The sequence below is a fragment of the Paenibacillus artemisiicola genome (assembly GCF_017652985.1).
GTDB lineage: Bacteria > Bacillota > Bacilli > Paenibacillales > Paenibacillaceae > Paenibacillus_Z > Paenibacillus_Z artemisiicola.
This window is the reverse complement of record NZ_JAGGDJ010000002.1, coordinates 160,365-185,068: the sequence shown is the minus strand read 5'-3', so window position 1 is coordinate 185,068 and position 24,704 is coordinate 160,365. Positions and strand designations below refer to the sequence as shown.

The 24,704-nt window shown below is 59.9% G+C and carries 27 protein-coding genes; 10 read left to right on the top strand and 17 right to left on the bottom strand.

Annotated elements, in window-relative coordinates; translation table 11 throughout:
• Positions 1-105 precede the first annotated feature (105 nt).
• From I8J29_RS04110 to I8J29_RS04065, 10 genes are all read right to left on the bottom strand, one after another.
• Positions 106-1,014 (bottom strand): M15 family metallopeptidase, encoded by a 909-nt coding sequence (locus tag I8J29_RS04110; protein WP_338113031.1) that lies wholly within the window; start codon positions 1,012-1,014, stop codon positions 106-108.
• A 128-nt stretch (positions 1,015-1,142) separates the two neighbouring features.
• Complete coding sequence (locus tag I8J29_RS04105; RefSeq protein WP_208846402.1) at positions 1,143-2,180, bottom strand: stalk domain-containing protein; 1,038 nt, start codon at positions 2,178-2,180, stop codon at positions 1,143-1,145.
• Between the two features lie 210 nt (positions 2,181-2,390).
• Positions 2,391-2,738 carry a VOC family protein gene (locus I8J29_RS04100; RefSeq protein WP_208846401.1) on the bottom strand — a complete coding sequence of 116 codons (348 nt, stop codon included), beginning with the start codon at positions 2,736-2,738 and terminating at the stop codon, positions 2,391-2,393.
• A 277-nt stretch (positions 2,739-3,015) separates the two neighbouring features.
• Positions 3,016-3,333: a hypothetical protein gene (locus I8J29_RS04095; RefSeq protein WP_208846400.1), complete on the bottom strand. Its 318-nt coding sequence runs from the start codon at positions 3,331-3,333 to the stop codon at positions 3,016-3,018.
• Positions 3,334-3,339: 6 nt separating this feature from the next.
• Positions 3,340-3,768: a hypothetical protein gene (locus tag I8J29_RS04090; RefSeq protein WP_208846399.1), complete on the bottom strand. Its 429-nt coding sequence runs from the start codon at positions 3,766-3,768 to the stop codon at positions 3,340-3,342.
• Between the two features lie 16 nt (positions 3,769-3,784).
• Entirely contained in the window at positions 3,785-4,150 is a 366-nt protein-coding gene (locus I8J29_RS04085) for a DUF2089 domain-containing protein (protein ID WP_208846398.1), read from the bottom strand.
• A 242-nt stretch (positions 4,151-4,392) separates the two neighbouring features.
• Positions 4,393-5,628, bottom strand: a complete 1,236-nt coding sequence (locus I8J29_RS04080; RefSeq protein WP_208846397.1) for a serine hydrolase domain-containing protein — start codon at positions 5,626-5,628, stop codon at positions 4,393-4,395.
• A 149-nt stretch (positions 5,629-5,777) separates the two neighbouring features.
• Entirely contained in the window at positions 5,778-6,644 is an 867-nt protein-coding gene (locus I8J29_RS04075) for a pentapeptide repeat-containing protein (RefSeq protein ID WP_208846396.1), read from the bottom strand.
• 14 nt (positions 6,645-6,658) lie between these two features.
• A complete protein-coding gene (locus tag I8J29_RS04070) occupies positions 6,659-6,988 on the bottom strand; it encodes a PadR family transcriptional regulator (RefSeq protein WP_208846395.1) in 330 nt (109 codons plus the stop codon).
• A gap of 219 nt (positions 6,989-7,207) precedes the next feature.
• The gene (locus tag I8J29_RS04065) at positions 7,208-7,756 is read right to left on the bottom strand and encodes a P-loop nucleotide/nucleoside kinase family protein (RefSeq protein ID WP_338113059.1); all 549 of its coding nucleotides are present in this window, start codon (positions 7,754-7,756) and stop codon (positions 7,208-7,210) included.
• Between the two features lie 465 nt (positions 7,757-8,221).
• On the opposite strand from I8J29_RS04065, the gene I8J29_RS04060 reads away from it, so the two are divergent.
• From I8J29_RS04060 to I8J29_RS04045, 4 genes are all read left to right on the top strand, one after another.
• Entirely contained in the window at positions 8,222-8,713 is a 492-nt protein-coding gene (locus I8J29_RS04060) for a C40 family peptidase (RefSeq protein ID WP_208846393.1), read from the top strand.
• Between the two features lie 259 nt (positions 8,714-8,972).
• Positions 8,973-9,332 carry an ArsR/SmtB family transcription factor gene (locus I8J29_RS04055; RefSeq protein WP_208846392.1) on the top strand — a complete coding sequence of 120 codons (360 nt, stop codon included), beginning with the start codon at positions 8,973-8,975 and terminating at the stop codon, positions 9,330-9,332.
• Positions 9,298-9,834: an SRPBCC family protein gene (locus I8J29_RS04050; RefSeq protein WP_208846391.1), complete on the top strand. Its 537-nt coding sequence runs from the start codon at positions 9,298-9,300 to the stop codon at positions 9,832-9,834. The genes I8J29_RS04055 and I8J29_RS04050 overlap by 35 nt, the downstream gene beginning before the upstream one ends.
• A 25-nt stretch (positions 9,835-9,859) precedes the next feature.
• A complete protein-coding gene (locus I8J29_RS04045; protein WP_208846390.1) occupies positions 9,860-10,291 on the top strand; it encodes an SRPBCC family protein in 432 nt (143 codons plus the stop codon).
• Between the two features lie 131 nt (positions 10,292-10,422).
• Here the strand turns inward: I8J29_RS04045 and I8J29_RS04040 are convergent, their stop codons facing one another.
• The 3 genes from I8J29_RS04040 to I8J29_RS04030 all read right to left on the bottom strand — a co-directional run bounded on the left by I8J29_RS04040 (position 10,423) and on the right by I8J29_RS04030 (position 13,309).
• Positions 10,423-11,181, bottom strand: coding sequence for a glycerophosphodiester phosphodiesterase (locus I8J29_RS04040; protein WP_208846389.1), 759 nt, complete (start codon positions 11,179-11,181; stop codon positions 10,423-10,425).
• A 142-nt stretch (positions 11,182-11,323) separates the two neighbouring features.
• Entirely contained in the window at positions 11,324-12,595 is a 1,272-nt protein-coding gene (locus I8J29_RS04035) for an ABC transporter permease (RefSeq protein WP_208846388.1), read from the bottom strand.
• A 12-nt stretch (positions 12,596-12,607) separates the two neighbouring features.
• Positions 12,608-13,309 (bottom strand): ABC transporter ATP-binding protein, encoded by a 702-nt coding sequence (locus I8J29_RS04030; protein ID WP_208846387.1) that lies wholly within the window; start codon positions 13,307-13,309, stop codon positions 12,608-12,610.
• Positions 13,310-13,544: 235 nt separating this feature from the next.
• On the opposite strand from I8J29_RS04030, the gene I8J29_RS04025 reads away from it, so the two are divergent.
• The 4 genes from I8J29_RS04025 to I8J29_RS04010 all read left to right on the top strand — a co-directional run bounded on the left by I8J29_RS04025 (position 13,545) and on the right by I8J29_RS04010 (position 16,001).
• Positions 13,545-14,321, top strand: a complete 777-nt coding sequence (locus tag I8J29_RS04025; RefSeq protein WP_208846386.1) for a class I SAM-dependent methyltransferase — start codon at positions 13,545-13,547, stop codon at positions 14,319-14,321.
• 21 nt (positions 14,322-14,342) lie between these two features.
• Positions 14,343-15,299, top strand: coding sequence for a hypothetical protein (locus I8J29_RS04020; protein WP_208846385.1), 957 nt, complete (start codon positions 14,343-14,345; stop codon positions 15,297-15,299).
• Positions 15,300-15,358: 59 nt separating this feature from the next.
• Positions 15,359-15,613 (top strand): NHLP leader peptide family RiPP precursor, encoded by a 255-nt coding sequence (locus I8J29_RS04015; protein ID WP_208846384.1) that lies wholly within the window; start codon positions 15,359-15,361, stop codon positions 15,611-15,613.
• Between the two features lie 154 nt (positions 15,614-15,767).
• On the top strand, positions 15,768-16,001 hold the full coding sequence (locus I8J29_RS04010; protein ID WP_208846383.1) for an NHLP leader peptide family RiPP precursor: 234 nt from the start codon (positions 15,768-15,770) through the stop codon (positions 15,999-16,001).
• Between the two features lie 31 nt (positions 16,002-16,032).
• Here I8J29_RS04010 and I8J29_RS04005 read toward each other — a convergent pair whose 3' ends face one another.
• The 3 genes from I8J29_RS04005 to I8J29_RS03995 all read right to left on the bottom strand — a co-directional run bounded on the left by I8J29_RS04005 (position 16,033) and on the right by I8J29_RS03995 (position 20,817).
• A complete protein-coding gene (locus I8J29_RS04005; protein ID WP_208846382.1) occupies positions 16,033-17,952 on the bottom strand; it encodes a sensor histidine kinase in 1,920 nt (639 codons plus the stop codon).
• Positions 17,953-18,177: 225 nt separating this feature from the next.
• The gene (locus I8J29_RS04000; RefSeq protein ID WP_090637233.1) at positions 18,178-18,897 is read right to left on the bottom strand and encodes a YebC/PmpR family DNA-binding transcriptional regulator; all 720 of its coding nucleotides are present in this window, start codon (positions 18,895-18,897) and stop codon (positions 18,178-18,180) included.
• 279 nt (positions 18,898-19,176) lie between these two features.
• Positions 19,177-20,817 (bottom strand): flavin monoamine oxidase family protein, encoded by a 1,641-nt coding sequence (locus I8J29_RS03995; protein WP_208846381.1) that lies wholly within the window; start codon positions 20,815-20,817, stop codon positions 19,177-19,179.
• A 242-nt stretch (positions 20,818-21,059) separates the two neighbouring features.
• Between I8J29_RS03995 and I8J29_RS03990 the strand changes: the two genes are divergently transcribed.
• Positions 21,060-22,631: an FMN-binding glutamate synthase family protein gene (locus I8J29_RS03990; protein ID WP_208846380.1), complete on the top strand. Its 1,572-nt coding sequence runs from the start codon at positions 21,060-21,062 to the stop codon at positions 22,629-22,631.
• Positions 22,632-22,859: 228 nt separating this feature from the next.
• Positions 22,860-23,525: an MBL fold metallo-hydrolase gene (locus I8J29_RS03985; protein WP_208846379.1), complete on the top strand. Its 666-nt coding sequence runs from the start codon at positions 22,860-22,862 to the stop codon at positions 23,523-23,525.
• A 101-nt stretch (positions 23,526-23,626) separates the two neighbouring features.
• Here the strand turns inward: I8J29_RS03985 and I8J29_RS03980 are convergent, their stop codons facing one another.
• Entirely contained in the window at positions 23,627-24,703 is a 1,077-nt protein-coding gene (locus tag I8J29_RS03980; RefSeq protein WP_208846378.1) for a branched-chain amino acid aminotransferase, read from the bottom strand.
• Between the last annotated feature and the right edge of the window lies 1 nt (position 24,704).

Here is a 24,704-nt window from a genome sequence, read left to right as displayed (position 1 = left end):
GGCGCGGCTTGCCCGATATCCGTAATGAACGAAAGAAGCCGATCGATTCGATCGGCTTCTTTCGCGTAGGGGTATCCGGTTCGCGGCTTGGCTTGCCCTAACGGTTCAAGATTTCATGACGGTGACGATGACGCCGTCCGTATTGTTACCCGATAGCTCGTAGCTGCCGGTCGCGGGCACGCGAAGCGTCGTATCGGCAGAGACCGGATAATAATACACGGCGTACGCGTCGTTCCCGACGGTCTCCGTCATGGATTGGCGCGCTTTCAACGCATCCAGGTATTCCTCGAACGCCCAGTGATTGTCGTGCATGATCGCGCTGTGCGGCAGCCCGACGTACCGGAAATGCCAAGGCTCGTCTATGACGCCGGTCACCGCCGTCTTATCCTCCGGATAGCGCGCGATGAACCCGTACTTCCACGCGTTCGCCTTCAGCCACTTCCCTTCCGGGGCGTCTTTCATCTGCGCCTTCGTCGAGCCGATATCCAGCGCCAGTCCCAAGCTATGCTCGCTATGTCCGGGAACGGCCGCGATGTCCGGTCCCAATTGTTCGTAGAGCGCCTCTTGCTCTGCGTCGTTGCGGTACCCGCTGCTGATCAGGAAATGATCGACGCCGTCTTTCGCGGCCTCCTTGATCATATCGGCGAATTTGGCCGTCATCGCGGGCGATAGCCGGATCTTGTTGTCCAGGAGACCGAAGCCGTTCACCAACTCCCGGTGCTGGAACAGATTAACCGCCTCGTCGTCCGCGTCGTTGGGCGGCACCGCGAGGGTTTCGTTCACGAGAAGCAAATTCCCCTTATGCACCTGATCGGCCGCGACCCGAATCGCAAGCTCGCTGCTTGGCGCATGATTCGCCGGTGCCGGCGCTTCCGGTCCCGTTGCCGTTTCCGTAATGATCCCGCTCGCGGCTGGTTCCGCCGGCGCTCCCCGATCCGCCTCCGCCTTGAACCGCGCGTAGACCGCGCCTGCCAGCAGCAGCATCGCCGCAAGCCATACTAACCGCTTTTTCACGTCTTGTTTCCTCCCCATTCCTTCTGACTTTAGGGTAAAGCGAAGAAATGAAGAGAAACCGGTTGAAAAGCTTAAAAATTTATTAACGAAGGCCGATCATTACGAGCGCCTTATCGCGGAAAGAACCTTCAGAACACCCTCCGCGCCGTCACGAACCGGTCCTTCCACTGCCCGTCGAACGCCTCGATATGGACCCCGAGCTTGTCCGAATAGGTATGCAGGATTTTGCCGTCCCCGGCATAGATGCCGACGTGGCCGATATCGAGCCCTCTCGCGCCGAAAAACAGCAGATCGCCCTTCCTCAGGTCCGCGAGCTTGACCTCTTGGCCTTCCTTCGCCTGGTCGTACGAGATGCGCGGCAGCTCGATTCCGAGCACTTCGCCGAACACGCGCTTCACGAACGAGGAACAATCGAAGGCATCCGTTTGATCGGTCGCCGCGCCGAATTCGTAATGCGTCCCGATGAACGACGAGCCGAAGGCGATAAGCGCATCCGCCTGCTTCATCGCGAGTTCCGGGCTCGCGTAATCCGAGTACTTGGGCTTGGCCGACATGAAGCCGATCTTCCCGTCCTCCGTCTGCACCTCGAGCCACTTCGCGTCGACGTCGCGGATGACATGGATCCGCTGTCCTCTCGGCAGCATCCGGACGACGGAAGCTTCCGTTTCCGAGCCCGGCTCGCTTCTGAGGTTCACGCCGTATGTAATTTCGGTTTCGAACGTATGCACGGACGAGATGCTGATGGACCGGTCGTAAGCATGCCATTGGACGACATTGCCCAGCAGTTCGCTTACGAAGCGCAGCGGTACCATGGAGAAGCCGTTCATCAGCTTCCCCGGGGTGGCAAGCGGCTGCTTCTCCCCGTTTTTGTAAGCCATGCTATCGCCCAGCCGATAGGTAATGAGCGTATCGGCTTTCGTAGCCGTAACCGATCGCGTCTGCTCATCCCAGCTTACCTTCGCCCCTTCCGCCTCGAAAATCGGACGCACGGGCACGTAGCTGACCCCGTTCTCGATCACGGGCTGCGCGGCGAACGCAAGCGGACGGCCATCCAGCAGCAAGGATGGCGGCTGTTCCGGCTCCGCATGGGCGCGATGGGTTTGGACCGTCGTCATCGTCAAGACCAGCAACGCGAATGCTGCGGATTTGATTGTGCTTTGTTGCATGTTTTGGACACCCTTTCCAACCGAGATACTCTTTAGACGCGAATCGTTCAGTTTTGTTCTGGTTTTCGGGCGGATGGGTGATTTTACCACGACTCAACAACAATATCGGCCGATCAAAAAAAGCCTTACGGCGCCCGGATTCCGAGCGTCGCAAAGCTTATGCGCATGCCGTTCAGGCTGCCAGAACGAACGGTTCGAAGCGCGTAGGCGTTACTTCTCCCAGAGCTCGATCAAGCGGCCGTCAAGATCGCGGATCCATGCGAAATGGCCGTAATCGCTGCTCTCCTTCGGCTTTGCAAGGGGAACGCCAAGTTGTTCCAGATGCTCGATCAGCGCGTCGAGATCATCGACTTGGAAATTCAGCATCGCTTGTTGATCGGTCGGAAAATAATCGTTCTCCTCGGTGAACAGCGAAAAGATCGTCTCGGTTCCTTCTCGGGCTTTTATCATCGTCAAGTTCCAATCGTTGATGTCAAGCCCCAGCGCGTCGTTATACCATTTTTTTGTCGCTTCGAGATTTTTCGTTCGCCAGAAAATGCCTCCGAATCCTGTAATCATCGTTTCCGCTCCTGTCCCTCATCGTATGTTCAGCTTAGCGATCGCCTTCCGTTAGTTATTCGAGATCGCGGCGCCCGTTCCTTTTCGGCGCCGCCCTGACCCCTGCCACCTCCAGATTCCCCTTTCCATGGATCGAATATTCCCGTCCCGGCTGCCGCAGGCTCGGCGCCTGAACAGACCAAACAAAAAACCAGCCATCGCGAGGACGATAGTTGGTTTCCTCCGGTGATGCCTGGATTCCGCCGGTAGGACCGGCCGCATCTCTATATCGCTTCGCTTACAATCGAATCGACACTTCCGTGCCGTCCTCGGCCTGAACATCGACCAATACCGTCCCTTTGCACTGCTGCAGCTCCCCGATCAGCTGCCGGATCGCTCGCTTCGTGCTTCGGTCGGTTAGAATCGATTGCGCCAGTCGAGCCCCCGACCGGCTGCCGTCCGCCGCGCCTTCGCGTCCGCCGTCCTTGCTCAGCCAATCCTTCATTTTACGCTGGACGATCGCGGAAGTCAGGATGCCGCTCCCCAGGCGCAGCACGAGATACGGGACCGGAATCGTGAACGCTCGTTCTTTGCTTTTGACCTTAACGATCATCATGCCCGGTCACTCAATGACGACGGAGACGGTCTCCTCGCCGGAGCGGACGTCGATGATTTGCCCGTCGAGCTCGTTCTCGATGGCATCGATGAGCAGGTTGATGTCGATGTCCTTCACGTACTTCGCGGCCTGCGGAATATTCGACGCGATGCTGTGCCCCGCTCCGAGCACGGCCTTGACGAGCTTCATCGGCAAATTGACGCTGACGGTCTCGTTATTTTGGGCGGCGATCCGAATTTTCAGCGTTTTGTTCAGGTACCCGCCGGAAGCGGACGACAGCCTCGCGGCATAGCCGGGTCTCCCCTGCGCCTGCGCGGCATGCGATGCGAGCGGCGTTTGCTTCTCCTTCAGCACGGCAATCAGCTCCGAAGCCCGGTCCGAATCGATTTTGCCTTCCTGCATCATGGTCAGCACCTTGCCGATTTCTTCTTTCATCGGGTCTGCCTCCTCTTTATTCTTCCTTCAATAATTTGACCGCTTCTTCCGCCGTGATCTCGCCGTTGTCGAGCATGGACAGGACCTTCTTGTGGTCGGCTTCCGGCTTCTTCCGCGTATCGTACCCGAGGGCCGCGATGATGTCGTTGAGCTTGCCGCGCACCGTCGGATACGAGATGCCGAGCTCCTTCTCCACTTCCTTGATGTTGCCCCGGTTCACGAGAAAGGTGATGACGAAATGGAGCTGTTCGGGCGAGAGCTGGGCCAGCTTCGATAATTCGAACCGGTTCTCGATCGTCGTCCGGCAATGACCGCATTCCAGCTTGACGGCGTGCAGCGGATGGTCGCATACCGGACATTGCGTGAGGATGGGATATTTCATGCTCCGCTCCTTTCTTGTATTGAATTATAAGTCAATATCTTCAAGCTGTAAAGACGAAAAATCAAATATATTAATATTGACTTTAAATTTATTGATAATCGAGCTTGCATACTTGAAAATAGTAAAGGCCGGCCTAAAAAAAAGCCTCGGCGAGGCCGTCGGCATGGCGTCCGGTTGCAACCCGGGCCATTCCGATCGACTCGTCGAGACGCTATTCACATGGGCACGCGACCGTTCGGGCATCAGTCTTCGATGGCTTGGTAGACCGTGGTCCAGAAGTCGTGGATCAGCCGCGCCGAATCCGGTACGGACATTCCGACCTGCGTAAGCAGGATGCCGGCGAGCCGGTTGACCGGGTCGGCGTAGGTCGACGTGCCGCTTCCGCCGTCCCAACCGAACTGGCCGATGGGCGCGTAATCGCCGCGATACGTCCGCACCGCCATTCCCATGCCCCAGCCGCCGTGCTGCCCTTGGCCGAAGGACACGTGGACGTTGTCGGCGGCCATCGCGTTTCGCGCGGCTTGCTGTTCGGGCGTAAGACGGTTGGTCGTCATCAGCTCGACGGCCGGCCGGGACAGAATCCGCTCGTTCCCGTGCATCCCGCGATTCAGCAGCATCCGGAAGTAGGCGTGGAAGTCGTCGACGGTAGAGACCAGACCGCCGCCCCCGCCCTGGAATGCCGGCGGCTGGCTGTGGCGTCCCCCGATCGCCTCGTCCCACACGTGAAAGGCTCCGGTCTGCGGGTCCGGGGCGTAGAGGGGCGGAAGCCGGTCCATCTTGCCGGCGGGCACGTGGAACCCGGTATCCTTCATGCCCAAGGGGGCGAAGAGCCGCTCGCGCAGGAACGTCTCGAACGACTGGCCCGCTACCCTCGCGACGAGCACGCCGAGCAAATCGCTGCCGATGTGGTACTGCCAGCGTTCGCCGGGCTGGTACATCAGCGGAAGCGCGCCCAAGCGGCGCATCCACTCGTCCGGCTCGGGCATCGGCTGCGGCAGATCCGGCGTAAGCCCCTGCTCGAAGATCGCGCCCATGATCGGCGTGCCCAGCGCCGTCACGTCCATGCCGAGCCCGAACGTGGAGGTCAACACGTCCCGGACGGTGATCGGCCGCCGCGCCGGCACGGTATCGTCCAGCGGGCCGTCGATCCGCTTCAGCACCCGCCGGTCGGCCAGCTCCGGCAGCCAAGTCTCGGCCAAGTCATCCAGCCTCAGCCTGCACTCGTCGAGCAGGATCATGGCCGCCGCGACCGACACCGGCTTGGACGTCGAGGCCATCCGGAAGATCGTGTCCCGGCGCATCGGCGCGCCGCCGTCATGGCGCATCGTCCCGATCGCTTCGACGTGCGTCTCGCCGCCCCGGCTCACCAAGGCGACGAGCCCGGGGATCTTGCCGGAATCGACATGCCGCGCCAGCACGGCGCGCATGTTGCGCAGTCCCGTTTCGGTGAAGCCGTTGCTGATTTGTCCCTTTTGCATCCGCTATCCCTCTATTCGTTATTAATATGAGGACCGATACATGTGCCATGACCTGCTTCACGCGGCTTCGTCAATCACGCCGTCATCCCGCTCCCCCCATTCCGGAAGAAGGTAACGGCTGCTGCCGCTCCGCGCCCCGTCAATGGCGGTTAGATGACCGTCACGTTCGCCAGCTCGGCGCCCATTCCCTTCAGCAGCGCATAGGTCAGTTTATCCATCGACGAGCCGTCGAAGCGAATGGTTTTGATCATCCGGTAGTACTTGTTCGTGAGCGCGAACCCCGGCTTGAACGACACGTTTTTGAGGGTCGCGCCATGGAACGAGACATCGGTCAAGGCCGCTTTGTCGAACTTCACGCCGATAAACGTCTGCCCGTCGAAGCGCTGCCCGCTTAGATCCGTGTATTTGAAATCCACGCCGTCGAACACGCAGCCTTCGAACGTCGCTTTCCTCAGATCGGTCAGCGACATCGTCACGTCGGTCAGCCTTACGTCCGCGAAGCGGGCGCCGTCCAGTCCCGATTTGCTGAAATTGGTGCGGACCAGGATCGACCGATTGAAGCTGGCGTTCGCCAGATCCAGCGTGGACAGGACGCAATCCGTCAAGTTCGCGCGGTCGAAATTCGCGCCGCGGACGTCGCTGCTCTTGAACGAGCTGCCGGTCAGATCCGCGCCCGAGAAGTCGGAGCCGCGCAGCGCGCTGCCTTGAAACTGTCCCTTATGCGCCGTCACGCCCGCAAAGTCGCTATCCGCCAGGTTGCTGCCATTGAAGTTGGTCAGCACTTGCCGCTCCAGCGAGCGGGAGAGGTTGGCGACCTCCAGGATCGTCTGCTCGATGTCGCCGATGCTCTCGACGGTCCGCTTGAACGCCGTCTCGTCGTCGATCCCCTCGGCTCTCAGCTCGCGATAGCGCTCCTGCAGATCGGAGAGCAGGTCCGCCTTCAATTCGGTGACGCTCTTGACGCCGTCGTACGGCGTAAACACGCTGTTCAGGTATTCCGTCAATTTCGCGTTCATCTTCATCCATCTCCCTAGACTAAAGTTTCCAACACGCGCTTGGCGTACTCCCAGTTGCTCTTGTTGCGGGCGTAGGTCTCTTTGCCTTTGCCGGTAATCCGAAAATATTTGCGCCGTCCGCCCTGCGATTCGTCGCCCCAGTACCATTCGATGTCGCCGTCGGCTTCAAGCCGCCGGAAGCTGGAGTACATCGTGGCTTCCTTCAGTTCATACTCGCCGCCGGAACGCTCGGCGATCAGCTTGACGATCTCGTATCCGTAACGATCGGCTTCGGACAAGAGCCGTAAAATCATCGTGTCCGTATGTCCGCGAAGCAGGTCGGATGTGATTTTGTTCTCGCTCATACCAATCACCTCCATATCTGCATAATACGCCATACTACTGTGACTGTCAAGGTACTTTCTTGAATAAAACACTATTTTGTTTCCCCATCGCGCTTACCGAACAAAAAACCGCGCGGCGCGCGGTTTTCCAAGGTGCTAGTTGTTTATGGCGGATCGAGCACGACGACTTCGAGACGCTGCGCGGCCGCGTTCGGCGCTGCTGCGATAGGCGCTGCTGCTTTAGGCAAAGAACCCGGGATTCTCGCGCGCAAGCCAATCCAACGTTTCCGATACGGCGCGATCGCTGTTAGGAACAATCCATTCCTTCTTGATATGAGGGCTGTCCAAACAGTTCAGCTGGCTCAGGGCGATAGCCGCTTCCGCGGCGGCATCCTGTTCCTGTTCGCGGCCGCGTCGTTTTTTTCGCGCCAAGATGGCGTCCACGGAAGGCCGGAGCAGCACGACCAGCAGGTCCGAGACCGTTCCCTTCAACGCCTCTCGGTACGCAAGCAGAGGTCGCGGCGGATCGCAATACAGGATGAATTCAAGCACGACCTGTTTTCCTTCTATTAATAGACGTCGTACCTCCGCCGCAACCCGCCTTTGAATGATCCGCTCTTCCTCAAGCGTTCGCAGCCCGTTTTGGGGATCGTTCGCTTTGAATTCGCGCCAGTAATCGTCCTCGCTCACGACGGTATAGCCGCATGCGTCTCCGATCCATTTCGCTAGCGAAGTTTTCCCGCTCCCGCCGGGACCGGAAATCAGGATCAACTTTTGAGTAGGTGCCACCTGGAACAATCCTCCCTCTTCATTATTCTTGACCTTTAACTCGGCGAGCGGGCCGGCGTTCGGCTTACTCTTGGAATACTTCGCTACGTAAAGCCGAATTCCCTCTGCAACATGCCGAGCTTGGCATGGCGATCAAGAACGCGTTTTCCCGCTCGAAATGAAAAAAGACCGCGCGTTATAACGGCCGCCTGTTGTTCTCTCGATCCGCCAAACCAAGTGGCGGTGTACGTCTGTTCTGCTTGGATTAGCCCTGTACGCAAGGCGATTGCGCCATCTCCAGGGGATTACCCATTGACGGAATTTGGAAAGTGAATTTTTTTTCATAACTTTCTCATATAGTCGGGCTGACCGTTCATTCCTGCGGGTTTCGGCTCTCAGTGGAAACCTCTAGGAAATGCCCGATCTGGTAAAGTGGTTACACGGCCAAATGAACCAAATATTAAATAACCGGAGGGTGATTTACACATGAATTTCCAAAAAACTAAAAATAAAATTTTCGCGGTCGGATTATGCGCTACGATCGGCTTAACGGCACTCGGCTTCGGACAAGCTCCGCAAGCGCATGCATTGTCGTCGTCTTCCGCATCCAAGCTTCTGAATTACGGCGATAATTATTTGGGCACGCCTTATAAATTCGGCGTGAGCACGTCGACGACGAGATACTTCGACTGCTCGTCGTTCACGAAGCGCGTGTTCAAGAAGCTGGGCTATAACCTGCCCCGCACCGCGCGCGATCAAGCAAAAGTCGGCCGTTACGTGTCGAAGAAAAATCTGAAGAAAGGCGACCTCGTCTTCTTCAAGGTACCGAGCCGCGGCAATTTCATCGGCCATGTCGGCATCTATGCCGGCAACGGTAAAATGCTGAACACGTACGGTTCCGGCGGCGTCAAGTTCACGAACATGAACTCCTCCTACTGGAAGAAGAACTACGCTACCGCGCGCCGTCTGGGCGCATAACTCGATCTAACTTTCACCGCCATGTAATAAACAGCGGCACTTCGGACGGAAACTACGTCCGGGTGCCTCTTTTTTTATTTTAAATGTACTCATGCCTTATAAGCCCATGTATATGGACGACGCCCGCACTGTCGGATGGGTCCGGTTATCGGTACTATGCCCGGTTGCCGATGCCGTACCCGCATCGGGCTTACATTTATATGTAATTGTATTTATATAAACGATCGTTTATACTGAAGACCGACAAGAGGTGATGACCTTGCAAGACATATACGCCATTATTGCCGAGCCGACTCGCCGGCGCATCTTGGACCGGCTGCTGCTCTCGGACTCGACGGTGAAGCAGCTCACCGAAGAGATCGGCGTCTCCCAGCCGCTCATCTCCAGCCATCTGCGCTTGCTGCGCGACAGCGGTCTCGTGCACGTCCATGCCGATGCCCAGCGTCGCATCTACTCGCTCGACGCAAGCCCTCTGGCAGGCGTTGACGAATGGTTAAGCGCCTATCGCGACAGATGGAACCGGCACATTGACCGGCTGGAAGCGCATCTGGACCGGCAAAAACGACTCAAGGAGGAACAATTGAATGAACGCGAACGAACGATGCCTCCCCCGCCTTAACCGGGCGTCGGACGGAGAATGGACGTTGGTGCTCGAACGCGAGCTGGCGCATCCGATCGAAGACGTATGGGCGGCCTTGACCGAAGCCGATCAGCTGCCCGCCTGGGCGCCTTTCGCCGTTGACCGCAATCTGGATTCGGCCGGTCCCGTGGCGCTTTCCCACGTGAATCACGAACAAGAAGACGCGACGCGACAAGGCGAAGTGCTTCTTGCGGAAGCGCCCCGCCTTCTCGTATTCCGATGGGGCAGCGACACGCTGAGGTGGGAATTGACGTCGGACGGAAGCCGTACCGTGCTTGTGCTTCGCCACCTTTTCGCCGATCGCGGCATGGCTCCGTCGTACGCGGCGGGTTGGACGTTATGTCTCAAAGGGTTGACGGGCACGCTCGACGGCAAGCCGATGCCTTCGATGGCCGGCAGCCAAGCCGTCCGCTATGGTTGGCAGGAGCTGCACGACGAATTCAAGCAGCGGTTCGAGACTAGCGGCCCGAAAGCCGACTAAAATCATAAAAAAGCGAGGGAACACGATGAATAACGTAACGAAGATGACGATCGCGCGTCCGGCCCATGAAGCATTCGAGGCCTTCGTCGATCCCGCGAAGATCGGCGGCTTCTGGTTCTCCTCCAGCTCCGAACGTTGGGAGCCGGGCAAGACCGTCAAGCTGCGCTACGAGGAATACGGTGCGGAAGGCGAAATCACGATTAAAGAGATCGTCCAAGACCGGAAGATCGTCTTCGAATGGGATTACGGCACCGTCCACGCGGTGACGATTTCCTTCGAGCAAGCGGACGCGAACCGTACGATCGTGGAAGTGAACGAAGAAGGCTTCGCGGAGGACGCCGCGTCGATTCCGCTCATCGTCGGCAACAAGGAAGGCTGGGTGTACATGCTGACTTGCCTTAAAGGCTACTTGGAGCACGGGATTACGACATTGCGGGCGGCCTTGGTGCACGGTTAAAGGATAATAAGCAAAAAGCAAGCTGCCGCGGCAGCTTGCTTTTTTGTCGTCTTCCCTCTACGCATTCGCAGATTCGACCTCGCACACGGCACCCGGAAAGTTACAGGTAACGCATGCATGTCCAATCCCTCTTAATTGGCGGAATTCGCTTGTGCCCCCGCCTCCGCGATCAAGGCCGCGAGCCGGTCCGGATAATCGGTGATGATGCTCGCCACGCCGGCGTCCAGCAGCCGCTTCATCTCGGCCGGTTCGTTTACCGTCCACGGATTGTAGACGATGCCGCGTTCCGCCGCCTGCGCCGTCCACTCCGGCAGCACCGCGCGATGATGGGCATGAAGGGCGCTTGCTCCGATCCGCGCGGCGTATTCCCAAGGCTCATAGAGCCCTTCCACGTACAGCACGCCGGTCCGAATCTCAGGCGCCAGCTCCTTGCAAAGCACCAGCGAATAGTGGTTGAAGCTGGAAACGATGATCCGTTCGCCCAACCCTTGGCGCCGAATCTCTTCGATGACCGCTTCCTCGAGGCCCGGGTAGTTCACGATGCTGTTTTTCAATTCAAGGTTGACGTAAACGTCTTCGCGCGGCTTCACCAGCTCGAGCAATTCGCCCAGCGTCGGAATGCGCTCGCCCGCGAATGCCGGATCGAACCAGGAGCCGGCGTCCAACTGCTTCGCTTCCTCCAGCGTAACGTCCTTCACGAGTCGGGGCGACCCGGCCGTTCGCTGCAGGGATTCGTCGTGGATCAGGACCAGTTGACCGTCCGACGTCATCTGCACGTCGGTCTCGATTCCCGTGGCGCCGAGCTCGATCGCGCGCCGGAACGCGGCCATCGTATTCTCCGGACAATAAGCGGAAGCTCCTCGATGAGCGATGTTCAGAACCAAGTTCATTAGCGTGACCTCCAGTTCGATGATGGAAATGAATAATACCTGGATCATACCGGACAAAGATGCGGGCAATGTAATCGATTTGTTAAGAAGCGATTGCGGTCGCTTCGTTCGGCCGGACGAGAGCGGTCATTCGTAATTCCCGTCAAGCCCCCTTCCCCTTGCGATCGAGGCGCAGCACCATCGTCGACGTGACGACATTGCTCAGAAGCAGCCAGAGCAGCACGGCCGGAATGGCGGCGAGCAGCCCCCACGCGCCGTACGTCCTCGCCCCGCCGGCCAGACCGAACAGCGCGGCGGCCGGCGCGGCCAGCCAGAAGCGCACGAGACCCGCTGAACCGCGCAGCGCATGATCCGTCCACCGGAACTGGGCGAAGAACGGCTCCTCCAGCATCCCGCGCCAATGCGAGATGATCCAGGTCGACAGCAGCAGCAGGAGCGCGGCCCCGACGAACGGCTGGATGACGGCGGGCGACAGGAAGACCGCGGCCGTGGAGACGAACGTGAACCCGAGCCAGGTGCGAATGAGCGCCATCCGGCGAACGAACGCCTTCATGATCATCTCCGCGAGCATCGTCTTCCCGTCGAATCGCCGGAACAGCCGGTTCGAACGGCGCAGGAGCACCGGCCGGCTGAGCCGCACGCGGGGCTTGTGCTCGATGACGTTGCGGAGCAGCAGCTGCGTGCTCGCGAGCCGCGCCAGCTGCTCCTGCCGGGCGTCGGATTCGAAGGCGTCCCGCGCGCGCAGCTTGATGCGGAGCAGCCCGGCGCAGACGACGAGGCCGACCCCGGCCGGCGCGGCCAACATGGCCGGCGCGCTGCCCCAGACGATCATCGGAACCAGATACGCCGCGGCGAGCAGCAGCGTGACGGCGGTCTTGACCAGCCATTTCCGAAAGCCCGCGTACCGGGCTTCGAGGAGATTGCGCCACACGGCCCCGACGCAACCCCATATCCATGTGTATACAAGCATCATGACGATCGCGCCGGCCCGGTAATGATGCACCCCCGCGAAGAACGGCAGCAGCACCGCGTAAAGGACAGCCGACAGCAGCAGCAGGACGCCCGCGGTGTAGGCCGCGCCCCGCAGCAGCAGCCCTCGGATCCAGCTCCGCTTCCGGAGCAGGAACAGGACGTCGGCTTCTTCCGCGAACGAGCGGAACCGTCCGGCGAACACGACGACGAGCGGCAGGCGCTCGCCCGTCCAGAGCGGCAAGTTCGCGAGCCACGCCGGCGGATGATGCCAGAGATCCGCGTACGTGCCGCCGATGATCCAGACCGCCGGCACGAGCACGTACACCCATACCGTCCAATCGAGCGCCGTGCGCCACGCTTTCCACTGCTCCGTCCAGAAGCGCCGCACCCTGCGCCGGAAGAGGCTTCCCGCGCGCCAGCCGCCGATGGCCTGATTCGACATTCCTCTTCCCCCTTATGTCAACGCATAGAAACAATCGGTCAGCGGAGCGTCCGCCGGACAGCCGGCCTGCTCCCGGACCTCGGCGAGCGAGCCCTGCGCCACGACGGATCCCCCGTCAAGGAGAATGATGCGATCGCAGATTCGCTCGGCGGTGTCGAGCACGTGCGTGCACATGAGCACCCCCGCCCCGCGGCGGCGTTCGTCCTGCAGCAGCTCCAGGAAATCCCGCGTCGCCCGGGGATCGAGCCCGACGAACGGCTCGTCCACGACGTACACGTCCGGCTCCAGCAGGAAGCCGATGATGAGCATCATTTTTTGCTGCATGCCCTTGGAGAAGCCGGTCGGCAGCTTATGCCGCTCGCCGGTCAGACGGAACCGCTCCAGCATCCGTTCCGCGCGGGCGAGGAACGTCGCTTCGTCCAGCTCGTAAGCGGAAGCCGCCAGCTGCAGATGCTCCCACAGCGTCATATACTCGTAGAGCACCGGCTGCTCCGGCACGTACGCGTAACGTCCCTGCTCGCCTCCGAGGCGCACGTCGCCGTCCACGCGGCGAAGCAGTCCGAGCAAGGCCTTGATCGTCGTGCTCTTGCCGGCGCCGTTCGGGCCGATCAAGCCGACGAGCTCGCCCTTATCGACCGCGAACTTAATGTCGCGGATGATGTCCGCGTCCGAGGCATAGCCGGCTTTCCGAATGTCGACCTCCAATACCGTCATGCTTCGTCCTCCGCTTCGTAATCCATAATGATGTTTCGCGCATCCGCGTTCGCCGCAGTTACGACTCAGGATCGGCAATCCCAATCGATGCTTTTATCATAGCATCTCTAGAGGTATCTGTCCCTCCGGCCGGCATGCATCGCATCATCGTCGAAAATCACCAAAATTCGGCATTGTTCGACCGCTATCCCGGCATTATACTTAACCTAGCAAACAAACGTCATCGCCGAGAGGAGTGATTCCGCTGCTTACCGAAGACCCTGCCCGCCTGTTCGACGACATGCTGTCGTTGACCGCGGAGCTCTTCTTCGAACGCGAGCGTGCGTCGTTATTGGACGGGCATATGCGGGAAGCCGAATCCGTGCTCGATATCGGCTGCGGGAACGGCGCCTATCTGGAAGCCGTCAAGCGGGCGTACCCTCGCCTGCGCTGCACCGGAATCGAAAAGGACGCGCGCGTGTATCCGTTCGCGGCGGCCAGATCCGCGCCGGGACTTAGCTTCGTGCAAGCCGATTACAAGGATGCGGCGGCAGGCGGCGAGCCGTTCGACGTCGTCGTCATCAGACTGGCGGCCCTGCATCTGCCGGATTTCCGGCACTTCCTCGCTTGGCTGCGAGGCGTCACCCATGAACGTTCCGCGATTCTGATTCTCGACTTGGACGACGCCGCGACCGGACCGCTGCCCGGCGAGGAACTGCCGCTGTTCGATGCGTTGTTACGCGCTTCGCGCAAACCGCTGCTCGCCCGGTTTCCGAAGCCTCCCCGCGAGGCGCTGGCCGAGCTCGCGCAGGCCGAAGGCTGGATCGCGGACCCGCAGTCCTACCGCATACTGGCCGATGAACCGCGCACGAAACGCCGCATGTATCGGTACATGGAGACCTCGACCCGCATCCTGCAAGGCGGCCGACTCGACCATGATCGAAAAAAAGAGCTCGACGATTGGTTGAGCAAGGAGAGCGCTTCATATTCCGCGGGCATGTTCGCGCTGACGCTGCGGCGGGACCGATACTGATGAACGGAGGTTCTTCGAACGATGCTTTGGAAAACCGAATTCGAAACGGAGTTGACGCAGGTGTTCCGGGACGCGGAGCGGCTGATCGACGCCTTTCCGGCGCCGCTTAACGCGAAGGGCCGCGCCTATTTGCACGCCTTCAATCCGCTCAACCCGTCCGCCAAAAAAAATCATATCTGCTACCTGCTGCCGTTCTGGATGCGGCCGGTCGCGGACTTGGAAGCCGAACGCTACCGCCAGCTGTCGCTTGCAAACGTATTCGTGATGCTGTACTTCTTCATCCAGGACGATCTGATGGACGAAGCGCCTGCCGACTGGAAAGAACAGCTCGCGCTCGGCAATCTGTTCCACCTCGCCATGCTGGACCTCTACCGCGCGCTGTTCGAGCATGCGTCTCCGTTTTGGCGCTATTACCGGGATTACGTGACGGCGTGGTCGCTCGCCGTCGCCTATGAATCGCCCTCCGGCAGCCTGATCCCCGGCGAGCTTGCCCGAAAAGCGGCGCCCGTCAAGCTGGCGAGCACCGGCGCGCTGCTGCTGGCCGGCCGGGCGGAGCTGGAGCCCGCCGTCTCCGAGGCGGTCGATTTGACGCTGGCCACGCTCCAGATGGCGGACGATTGGTCCGACTGGGAGGAAGATTTCGACCGGCGCAACGCCAACGGTTTGGTGGGCATGATCGAGGCCGAACATCGAGCGGCCGGACTTCGGCCTCCGCTGGGGAAGCATGCGATCCAAGCCGCCATTCATGTCGACGGCGCGCTCGGCCGTTACGCCCAAGCGGCCAAAGCGAACGGAGACGCGCTCGTCGGGCTTGGCCTGCCGCTCCGTCATCTGTCGGCGTTCCACGACTATTTGGCGGACGGGCTGTCCGCTTCGGCCGAAAGGCTGAGCGATACGAAGAAACGGCTGCTCGGCGGCGGGTTCGCTTATTGGCTCTCGCAGTATCAGGCTGAAACCGCCGATAATAAACCCGATTAAGAATGAACCTAATTAATGAAAAGGCCAGAACCGCCTTATCGACAAGGAGGCACGCGAACATGACAATGTCCGATACTCAAGCCGCCGTTTGCGTCAAAGAACGCATTATCGAGCGGGCCTGGCGCGACCCGGCATTCCGAGCCGCCCTCGCCGCCGACCCCAAAGCCGCGCTGCGGCACGCGTTCGGACTTTGGATTCCGGACGAAACGGAACTTGCCGTCATCGCCGAAACGCCGAGGCGGCTGGCGATCGTCATCCCGCCGAATCCGGCCGCCATGGCGGAAAATCAGGAGAAGACCGATGATACGTGGTAAATGCGCCCCTCCTTAAAAAGGGAATTTCCGGTAGCGGAAATTCCCTTTTTTTGTCGTTTTTCCGCCTTAATCTAGCGATTTTTAGTAGAATTGTCTCAGCTTTAATGGTACACTTTACCTGGTACATAACTCCTATTAACGAGGTGCGAAACGGATGACCGAACAACAGCTGCAGCAACAAATTATCGAGAAAGCTTGGTCCGACCCTGCGTTCAAAGCAAAATTGCTGACGAACCCGAAAGAAGCGCTGCAAGAGGCGTTCGGCCTGTCGCTGCCGAATGACGTCGAACTCGTCGTCGTCGAAGAAACGCCTACGAAATTCGCGCTCGTCCTTCCTCAAAATCCGGCAGACGCCGGGAAAACGGACGAATCGCTCGACACATGGTAAAATCGAATCCCGCACGCAAAAAACGCGAAGGTCACATCGAGACCTTCGCGTTTGTTTCGACGAAGCGCGCGGCGGGAAAGCGAATCATCGCTTCGGTGCCGATGCCCTTCTGGCTTGTGAATTTGATCGTCCCCTGCATGACCTCGATGATGCGGAACGTCACCATCAGCCCCAGACCGGTCCCCTTCGTCTTGTTCGAGAAGTACGGTTCACCCAATCGTTCCAGGACGCGCTCATCCATCCCGGCGCCGCTGTCCGAGATATGAATGACCACTTGCTCCCGCTCCTCGTACGCCCAAATTTTGACGACGCCCGCGCCTTCCAGCGCTTCGATGCTGTTCTTGATGATATTGATCAGCGCTTGCTTCAGCTTGGAGGAATTGCCCAAGATCCGCAGCGAACGCGGCACGTTCATCTCCAGCCGGCCCCCGTGCAGATTCGCCAGAGGCACGATAATGCCTTCCACGTGCTTGAATTCCTCCGCCAGATTCAATTCGTGCACCTGCTCCATCTGGGGCTTCGCGAACGTCAGGAAATCGGTGATGATCGTCGAAGCCCGGTCGAGCTCGTCGATCGCAAGCTTGTAATAGTTCTCGCCGCTGCGCTCGATCTGATGGCGCGTCTCGAGGATCTGCAGCAGGCCGCGCGTGACTTGAAGCGGGTTGCGGACCTCGTGCGCCACGGAAGCCGCCAATTGGCTGATGATCTCCATCTTCTCCGACCGCTGCAGCTCGGAATTGTAAATTTCCAAGTCCCGCGAATACGTAAGGATCAATTTATGCTGATGCGCGAACCGTCGTCCGAGCAGCACGATGAGCGATAAGACGAACGCCACGAGTCCCCATTTCCACCACGACAGATCGTACGTCTGGGAAGACGCGTAGAACTTCACGAGCTCCGCCGAACCGATGATGGCGAAGATCGCCAAGCCGACCGACAGGATGATCGAATCGATGTTTCGTCTCCACAGCTGCCTGCCCAGAATGAGCAGAATGAGGATGAACTCGGCCAGCATCAGACAGCCGGCCGCCGTGACCGAGACGAAGAAATAAAACGACTGAAACTCATTGTGAAGCGCCCGGTTGACGATCAGCATGACAAGGCCGAATACGGAATAACCGATCTGGAACCGCCGGAAATGCTTCACGATGCCGCGATACCCGCTTCCGAACAAAAACTCGAAAAACACGAGCAGCGCCGGCAGGAACGTGTACAGCGACAGATCGAACAAGCCTTGGTACACGAAGCCGTACGAACCATAGAACGTGTACAGGAACGGGGAATACCCGATTAGCAGGCCGCCGATCGGCAGGATGATGAAGCAGAGCGCGAGCCACAGCTTCAGCTGGTTCCGGTCAAGGAATACCGAGCAGATCAGCATGACGAACGCGACGAAGATGAACGCGCTTCCGAGGATGATATCCAGCAAGTCGTACTTCGCGTACAAGCGCATCAGATCTTGATAATCCGAAATATGAATGCCGCGTCCGAGTCCCAGCCGGTCCGTATCGCTTTCCAGATGAAGCAGCAGCTCCTGGCCGGAATCGTAATTCTCGAGCGGGATCAACACGCGGTTCAAATCGAACCAATGCTTGCGTTCCGAATGAAATACCGCTTCGCCGTTCAAATACGCGGTAATGTTCTGCGCGTAAATCGAACGAAAAAACGCGCCTTGGTTCTTGCCGATTTCCGGCAGCTTGATCCGGACCCACGCGGATTCCACGCGTTCCGGTTTCGAAACGACCGGAGCGGATGCCCGGATGTCCTGCCACCCCGACGCCTGCATCGCCTCGTCCGGCGATGCAAGCCGGTCCCCGTCCGTCTCCCATCTCAGCTGCCAGGAAGAAATCGCGGCGTCCCCCGTAACCGGAGCCGCCTGCGCGGCCGTCGGCAGCATCGGAACAAGACAAGCGATGATGAAAAATAACCCTAAGACGACTTTCAGCTTCATTCCTTCCGACACCTCAAAACGTGGGTAATGTGTATTGCGTCTACAATACCTCATTTCGACAAAATTTTCGGTTTGCCTGCCTCGTTTTCGACAAAACCCCAAAAATCATTCCATTTTTCGCCTCGCAGGTTTATTTTACCTCAAAGCGGTAAAAAGCGGCACAAAAAAAGCCGCGGGATCGCGGCTTTTTGCCAATCAAGCGTGAAGCCGGCGACGGGAGCCGCCTTAGTCCTCGAACTCGACGTTGTGGTACACCTGCTGCACGTCTTCCGAGTCTTCCAGCAAGTCGATCAGACGCTCGAACTGCGCCTGCGCGTCTTCCGGAAGCGTGACGTACGTCTGCGGCAGCATCGTGAGCTCGGCGACGGTGAATTCCGAGATGCCGGCTTGCTTGAACGCGTCCTGCACGGCTTGGAACGCGCTCGGCTCCGCGTAGACGATGACGGCTTCGTCCTCTTCCACGATATCGCGCACGTCGACGTCCGCTTCCATCATGAGCTCGAGCACCTCGTCGACGGTCTTGCCTTCCACGCCGATCACGGCCGTGGCGTTGAACATGTACGACACGGAGCCGCTGACGCCCATGTTGCCGCCGCATTTCGTGAACGCGGAACGGACGACCGGCGCGGTGCGGTTCACGTTGTTCGTCAAGGCGTCGACGATGATCATCGAGCCGCTCGGCCCGAAGCCTTCGTAACGGAGCTCTTCGTAGCTCTCGTCGCCGCTGCCTTTCGCCTTCTCGATGGCGCGGTCGATGATCGCCTTCGGCACGTTATAAGTTTTCGCGCGTTCGAGCACGAATTTGAGCGCTTGGTTGGATTCCGGGTCCGGCTCGCCCTTCTTGGCGGCAACGTAGATTTCAATTCCGAATTTGGCGTACACCCGACTGGTATTGGCGTCCTTCGAAGCTTTCTTTTCTTTAATATTATTCCATTTGCGACCCATCTTGGTTCATTCCCGCTTTCTTTGGATTTCGATTGCACGCAATAACATTACCTCGTTTATTATTGCATTTTCCGCGGTACTAGAACAAGCTCTTGCGGGAAAATTGAGCCGCACCGCCCCGGGACGGCAGGCGAAAGCAGGCGATGGCAAACCGAAAAACCGGTTCCTGAGTCGGAACCGGTTTGCTCTTCACATCGATATTAGGTTCGATTACCGCACCCGGCCATGACCTTGCATGCGCGAATCCATTCGAAAATGCCGCCGCGCCCGGCCTTTGCCTCACTGCCCGCCGCCGGTTGGCCGGACTTGCAGGTCGCCGATGATTTCCTTGGCCGCCCGTTCGCCGCTCTCGACCGCGCCGTTCATATAGCCCTGGAACGCCACGGACGTGTGCTCGCCGGCGAAATGGCAATTTCCCCGCGTCCCCTCGCGCTCCTGCTCCACGCCGGCGAACGCCGTGTGCTGACCGACCTTCCGGTAGGAATACGAGCCGAGGGAAAAGGGATTGCTTAACCAGCAGTCGCGCGCCGCCCGGCCGTTCCACTTGGCCGTCAGTCCCGGGAGGACCGGCTCGATCTGCCGCAGGAACTGCGCCGCGCGTTCGTGCGGCGTCCCCGTGATCATGCCCTCCCCGACGCTGCCGCCGGTATAGTCCACGAGCAGGCCGGATGCGCCGGGCTGCCCCCGGACGACGTCGAACGTGTTCTGGTAGCCGGTGTCCGCGATCGTGTCGCCGTTCGAGCCGAGGCTATGCCAGTGCCGGTCGCGGAACTGCAGGTGCAGCTTGCTGTTCGCCCCCATGCCGAGCTCCCGGATCGCCGCGGCCTTGAGCGGCCGGAAGCCGGCCCGGCTGAAGTCGACGGACGAGCGGAGCACGGCGAACGGCAGCGTGAGCACGACCTTGTCCGCTTCGACGTCGACCGTCCCGGCATGCCGCTGAAACGTCAGCCGGTAGCTGCCGTCGGCCTGCTCGGCCAGCGCGATGAGCCGCATGCCGCGCCGGATCTGCCGCTCGTCGAGCTTGCCCGCCAGCCGGCGAACCAGCTGCTCGTTGCCGCCGCGGATCTGGTACCGCTCGTCGGAGAGCCCGAACATCCGGAAGTCGTCCTCTTCTTCCAGAATGCCGTGCAAATAAATGAAGTTCAAGGCGCTCTGCATGCCGGCATCCGCGCCGTATTCGATCGTGCAGGCGATGTCCAGCAGCCGGCCGAATCTCGAATCCGCGCCGCCGGGCACGTTGGCCGCGATCCAATCCGTGACGGACATCCGGTCCAATTCGCGGCCCCGCTGCGTATAACGGTTATAGAGCGTCGGGAAGCCCGCCGCCGTCAAATCGCGGTTCAGCGGCCCGATGACGGCTTTGAAGTCCTCCGCCGCTTCCGCGAACGAATACGGCTCGCCGTCGAAATAATACAGCGGCGCCGTGTCCGGGGGCTCGGCATCGAGCAGATCGGTCATTTCCAGCCCCAGCTCGCGCGCGAGCCGGCGGAAGGCGCGATGGCCCGTATCGATGAGCATGCCGCCGCGCTCGGCGACCTGTCCGTCTTCGAACTCGCCGTACCGGGTGCTGCAGCGGCCTGCCGAAGGCTTCGCGTCCGCCTCGTAGACCGCGGCGTCGAAGCCGGCGGCCTTCAGCCGGTACGCGCACGTCAAGCCGGCGAGTCCCGCGCCGACGATCGCGATTCTTGGCGCCGCGGGCGAAGCCGCGCCCGCGAAAGCGCCGGCCTTCGCTTCCGGCCTTCGGGCATGCAGGGTCGGGTCTTTCCCGCTTTGAATGTCGCCGACCAGGCGTTCCAGCATCGTTTTGCGGCGCTGCCGGCGTTCGCGGATCGCCTGTTCGACCGTCGTCTTCTTCGCATAAGAATCGGCTGCGACGATATACAGTTCGCGCAGCAGTCTGGCTAATGGTGTACGCGGCATCCTATCCTATCATCCTTCGAAACTCGGATTTGCTTGTCTGCAAGAGTTGTCTGCTCCAGCATATGCATCCAGCGAAGGCTCGGTTTTACGCAACCGTCTGTTTTTTCATCCCGTTTTCATTGTTTTCGGCTCCGGACGCGCGCCGGGCCGGCTCCCGGACGAATGAATCATTCCGACGATTCGTGGTAAGATATACCTGGTCTGCTTGAAGGTCATTTTTTGTCATCTGGAGGTTAATTCGCATGCTGATTACCATTCTCGTCGTGCTGCTCGTCGTCGTCCTCGTGCCTCCGCTCGTGTTCTTCGGGTACATGTACGTCTTGTCGAAGCAGCCGAAGCACTCCGTCATCCGCGCCCATCCGTTTCTCGGCTGGATCCGCTATTTGCTCGAGAAGCTCGGACCGGAATTCCGCCAATACTGGTTCGATAACGATACGGAAGGCAAACCGTTCTCGCGCGCGGATTTTGTCGGGCTCGTCTATGCGGCGAAATACCGGACGGATCTGATCTCGTTCGGCGGGCGACGGGATTACGAGAAGCCGGGCTATTATTTATCCAACGCGATGTTCCCCAAGCTCACCAGCGAGCTGCGGGTCGATAACGCCGTCGTGCGGCAAGGCCGAAGGTACGTCATTATGGACGAAGGCTTGTTCACGCGCAGGGAAAAAATCGTCGAGGAGCAGGTGAGACCGTGGCTGCTGCACGACGACGACGCCATCGTGGTCGGCGAGGGGCGACGGGAGCCTTGGCGGCTCAAGGGCATGTTCGGCGCATCGGCGACGTCGTTCGGCGCTGTCGGCGAGCGGTATATCCACTCGACGGGAGCCGGTGCGCGCATGGCCGGCGGCTCGTGGATCAATACCGGCGAAGGCGGCGTCGCGGACGCCCATCTCGAGACGGGCGCGGACATCGTCGCCCAGATCGGGCCGGGGCTGTACGGCTACAGGGACGCGGAAGGGCATTTCTCGCTGGAGGCGTTCAAGTTCAAGGCGTCGCTCGCCCAGATCAAGGCGTTCGAGCTCAAATTCCATCAAGGGGCCAAAATTCGCGGCGGCCATCTGGAAGGCGCCAAAGTCACCGAGCCCGTCGCGAAAGCCCGTCTCGTCCCCGTCGGCCGAACCGTCAATTCGCCGAACCGGTTCGAGTTCTTGACGAAACCGGAGGAAGCGCTGCAGTTCATTCGCACGCTGCAGGAAGAAGGCGGCAAGCCGGTCGGCGTGAAGATCGTCGTTGGCGATCCGAAACGGCTGGAACCGTTCTTCCAGGCGATGATCGACCTGGACGTGTACCCCGACTTCATCACGGTCGACGGGTCCGAGGGCGGTTCGGGCGCGACGTTCAAGGCGATGGCCGACGGCATGGGACTGCCGCTCTACCCGGCGCTGCTCATCCTCGACGACACGGCCCGCAAATTCGGCATCCGCGGCAAATTCAAGCTGTTCGCGTCCGGGAAGCTCATCACGCCGGACAAAGTCGCGGTCGCGCTGGCGCTCGGCGCCGACGCCGTCAACTCCGCGCGCGGCTTCATGATGGCGAACGGCTGCATCATGGCGATGCAGTGCCACACCGGCAAGTGCCCGACGGGCATCACGACGACGGACGACAAGTACCAGGAAGCGCTGGTGCCGGAAGAGAAGCAGTGGCGCGTCATGAATTACATCCTCCAAATGCGCGAGGGCCTCTTCTCGCTCGCCGCGGCCTGCGGGCTGTACAGCCCGAGCGAGCTGCGGCGCGAGCACGTCGTCTTCACGAGCGAAAACGGCGAAACCGTACGCGTCGTCGACCTGTTCCCGTATCCCGACGCCGCGTCGTAAGCGGCGAACGCAAAAGCGGCTTCCCCTTTGGGCGGAAGCCGCTTTTCTTTGCCCCATGCCGGACGGTTATGTTTTTTTGTTAAGCACGCATGGCGATGGGCACCAGAAGCAAGAGTTCGCGGCTCCATCCGAATTGCCTCCGCTTCCCCCTCTCGAGCGCGGCTTTGCCAAACCGTCTTTAATGTGCTATTATTTGCACATATAACAACGACAAGGCGGTAGATCGCGATGGATATGCAATGGTTCGGTCAATCCTGTTTTCTTCTGACGTCCGCTCAAGGCACCCGCGTATTGATTGACCCCTTCCGCCGGTTTCTCGGGTATCGCATGCCGGTCGTGGAAGCGGATCTCGTCGCCGTCACGCACGATCACCGGGATCATAACCAGGTGAAGGCCGCTTCCGGCGACTTCATGCTCGTGAACGGCCCCGAGCCGGCGACCGTCAAGGACGTCTCGATCCGCGGCGTCCGCACGTTCCACGACAAGCATCAAGGCGCGAAGCGCGGCAGCAACCTCGTCTTCGTCATCGAAGTCGACGGCCTCGTCGTCTGCCACTGCGGCGATCTCGGCCATCTCTTGACGCAGGAGCAAGCCGCCGCGATCGGCCGCGTCGACGTCCTGATCGTCCCCGTCGGCGGCAAAATGACGCTGGGCGGCGCCGAAGCCGCGCAAACCGTCGCGCAGCTCGAGCCGGCCGTCGCCATTCCGATGCACTACCGCACCAAGGCGACCGGCATCGTCGGCCGCCTGCTGTTCGAGCCGGCGGCGCCGTTCGCCGAGGCGACAGGGCTGCCCGCCGCCTCCGGCGTGCGTACGCTGACCCTGGACTCCGATTCGCTCGCCGCGAACCGGGGCGTCGTCGAAATGGCCTATTACAGCGAATATAACGTTTAACGCCATTAATAATATTCGCTCCATTCTTCTTCCGCCGTCCCTTGTTCCTTCAGCACAAAAAAAGACCGCGCCGGATAGCGCGGTCTTCGTATATTCGTCAATTAGTGGACTTCGATCATCCAGCCGAACGGATCTTCCAGCTTGCCGTATTGAATGCCCGTCAGGTCGTTGTAGATCTTCTCGGACAGCTGGCCCGTCTTGCCGCCGTTAATGATCAGCTTCTCGCCGCGCCAGTTCAGCTCGCCGACCGGCGAAATGACGGCCGCGGTGCCGGTGCCGAACGATTCCTCCAGCTTGCCGTTCTTGCCCGCTTCGTAAATTTCCTCGATCGAGAGCACGCGCTCGACGACCGGGACGTTCCAGTGCTTCAGCAGCCGGATGACGGAATTGCGCGTAATGCCGTCCAATATGCTGCCGTTCAGCGCCGGCGTGTAGACGGTGCCGTCAATCTTGAAGAAGACGTTCATGCTGCCGACTTCTTCAATATACTTATGCTCCGCGCCGTCCAGCCACAATACCTGCGTGTAGCCCTGATCCTTGGCCGCGTCCTGCGCCTTGAGGCCGGCCGCGTAGTTGCCCGCCGTCTTCGCTTCCCCGACGCCCCCGACCATGGCGCGCACGTAATGGGACTCGACGAAGATTTTAACCGGGTTGATGCCTTCGGGGTAATACGCGCCTACGGGAGACATGATGACGATGAACTGGTATTCGAGCGACGGCTGCACGCCGAGCAGCGCCTCCGTGGCGATGACGAACGGGCGGATGTACAGCGAGTTGCCTTCGCCGTCCGGAATCCAATCCTGGTCGATCTTCGCCAGCCCCTTGATCGCCTCGAGCGCTAGCTCCGTCGGAATCGGCGGCATGCTCATCCGGTCGTTCGAGCGGTTCATCCGCTTCATGTTGGCGTCCGGACGGAACAGCTGCACGCGGCCGTCCGCCGTTTTATACGCTTTCAGACCTTCGAACACGGTTTGGCCGTAGTGGAACACTTTCGCCGCCGGATCCAGCGTAATCGGCTGGTACGGCACGATGCGGGAGCGGTGCCAGCCGAACTCCGCCGTGTAATTCATAATGAACATATGGTCGGTAAAGTAAATGCCGAAGCCGAGCTTATCCTGCGGAGGTTTCGGTTTCGGAGTTGTCGTGCGTTCGATTTGAATCGGTGTCGATGCGATCATG

Coding starts and splice junctions, on each gene's coding strand:
- I8J29_RS04010 (WP_208846383.1), top strand. CDS start 15,768: ATGACCGAACAACAGCTGCAGCAACAAATTATCGAGAAAGCTTGGTCC.
- I8J29_RS04005 (WP_208846382.1), bottom strand. CDS start 17,952: ATGAAGCTGAAAGTCGTCTTAGGGTTATTTTTCATCATCGCTTGTCTT.
- I8J29_RS04000 (WP_090637233.1), bottom strand. CDS start 18,897: ATGGGTCGCAAATGGAATAATATTAAAGAAAAGAAAGCTTCGAAGGAC.
- I8J29_RS04040 (WP_208846389.1), bottom strand. CDS start 11,181: ATGAACTTGGTTCTGAACATCGCTCATCGAGGAGCTTCCGCTTATTGT.
- I8J29_RS04100 (WP_208846401.1), bottom strand. CDS start 2,738: ATGATTACAGGATTCGGAGGCATTTTCTGGCGAACGAAAAATCTCGAA.
- I8J29_RS04060 (WP_208846393.1), top strand. CDS start 8,222: ATGAATTTCCAAAAAACTAAAAATAAAATTTTCGCGGTCGGATTATGC.
- I8J29_RS04075 (WP_208846396.1), bottom strand. CDS start 6,644: ATGAACGCGAAATTGACGGAATACCTGAACAGCGTGTTTACGCCGTAC.
- I8J29_RS04035 (WP_208846388.1), bottom strand. CDS start 12,595: ATGTCGAATCAGGCCATCGGCGGCTGGCGCGCGGGAAGCCTCTTCCGG.
- I8J29_RS04070 (WP_208846395.1), bottom strand. CDS start 6,988: ATGAGCGAGAACAAAATCACATCCGACCTGCTTCGCGGACATACGGAC.
- I8J29_RS04015 (WP_208846384.1), top strand. CDS start 15,359: ATGACAATGTCCGATACTCAAGCCGCCGTTTGCGTCAAAGAACGCATT.
- I8J29_RS04105 (WP_208846402.1), bottom strand. CDS start 2,180: ATGCAACAAAGCACAATCAAATCCGCAGCATTCGCGTTGCTGGTCTTG.
- I8J29_RS04090 (WP_208846399.1), bottom strand. CDS start 3,768: ATGAAAGAAGAAATCGGCAAGGTGCTGACCATGATGCAGGAAGGCAAA.
- I8J29_RS04045 (WP_208846390.1), top strand. CDS start 9,860: ATGAATAACGTAACGAAGATGACGATCGCGCGTCCGGCCCATGAAGCA.
- I8J29_RS03995 (WP_208846381.1), bottom strand. CDS start 20,817: ATGCCGCGTACACCATTAGCCAGACTGCTGCGCGAACTGTATATCGTC.
- I8J29_RS04020 (WP_208846385.1), top strand. CDS start 14,343: ATGCTTTGGAAAACCGAATTCGAAACGGAGTTGACGCAGGTGTTCCGG.
- I8J29_RS04050 (WP_208846391.1), top strand. CDS start 9,298: ATGAACGCGAACGAACGATGCCTCCCCCGCCTTAACCGGGCGTCGGAC.
- I8J29_RS04030 (WP_208846387.1), bottom strand. CDS start 13,309: ATGACGGTATTGGAGGTCGACATTCGGAAAGCCGGCTATGCCTCGGAC.
- I8J29_RS03990 (WP_208846380.1), top strand. CDS start 21,060: ATGCTGATTACCATTCTCGTCGTGCTGCTCGTCGTCGTCCTCGTGCCT.
- I8J29_RS04085 (WP_208846398.1), bottom strand. CDS start 4,150: ATGAAATATCCCATCCTCACGCAATGTCCGGTATGCGACCATCCGCTG.
- I8J29_RS04080 (WP_208846397.1), bottom strand. CDS start 5,628: ATGCAAAAGGGACAAATCAGCAACGGCTTCACCGAAACGGGACTGCGC.
- I8J29_RS03985 (WP_208846379.1), top strand. CDS start 22,860: ATGGATATGCAATGGTTCGGTCAATCCTGTTTTCTTCTGACGTCCGCT.
- I8J29_RS03980 (WP_208846378.1), bottom strand. CDS start 24,703: ATGATCGCATCGACACCGATTCAAATCGAACGCACGACAACTCCGAAA.
- I8J29_RS04095 (WP_208846400.1), bottom strand. CDS start 3,333: ATGATGATCGTTAAGGTCAAAAGCAAAGAACGAGCGTTCACGATTCCG.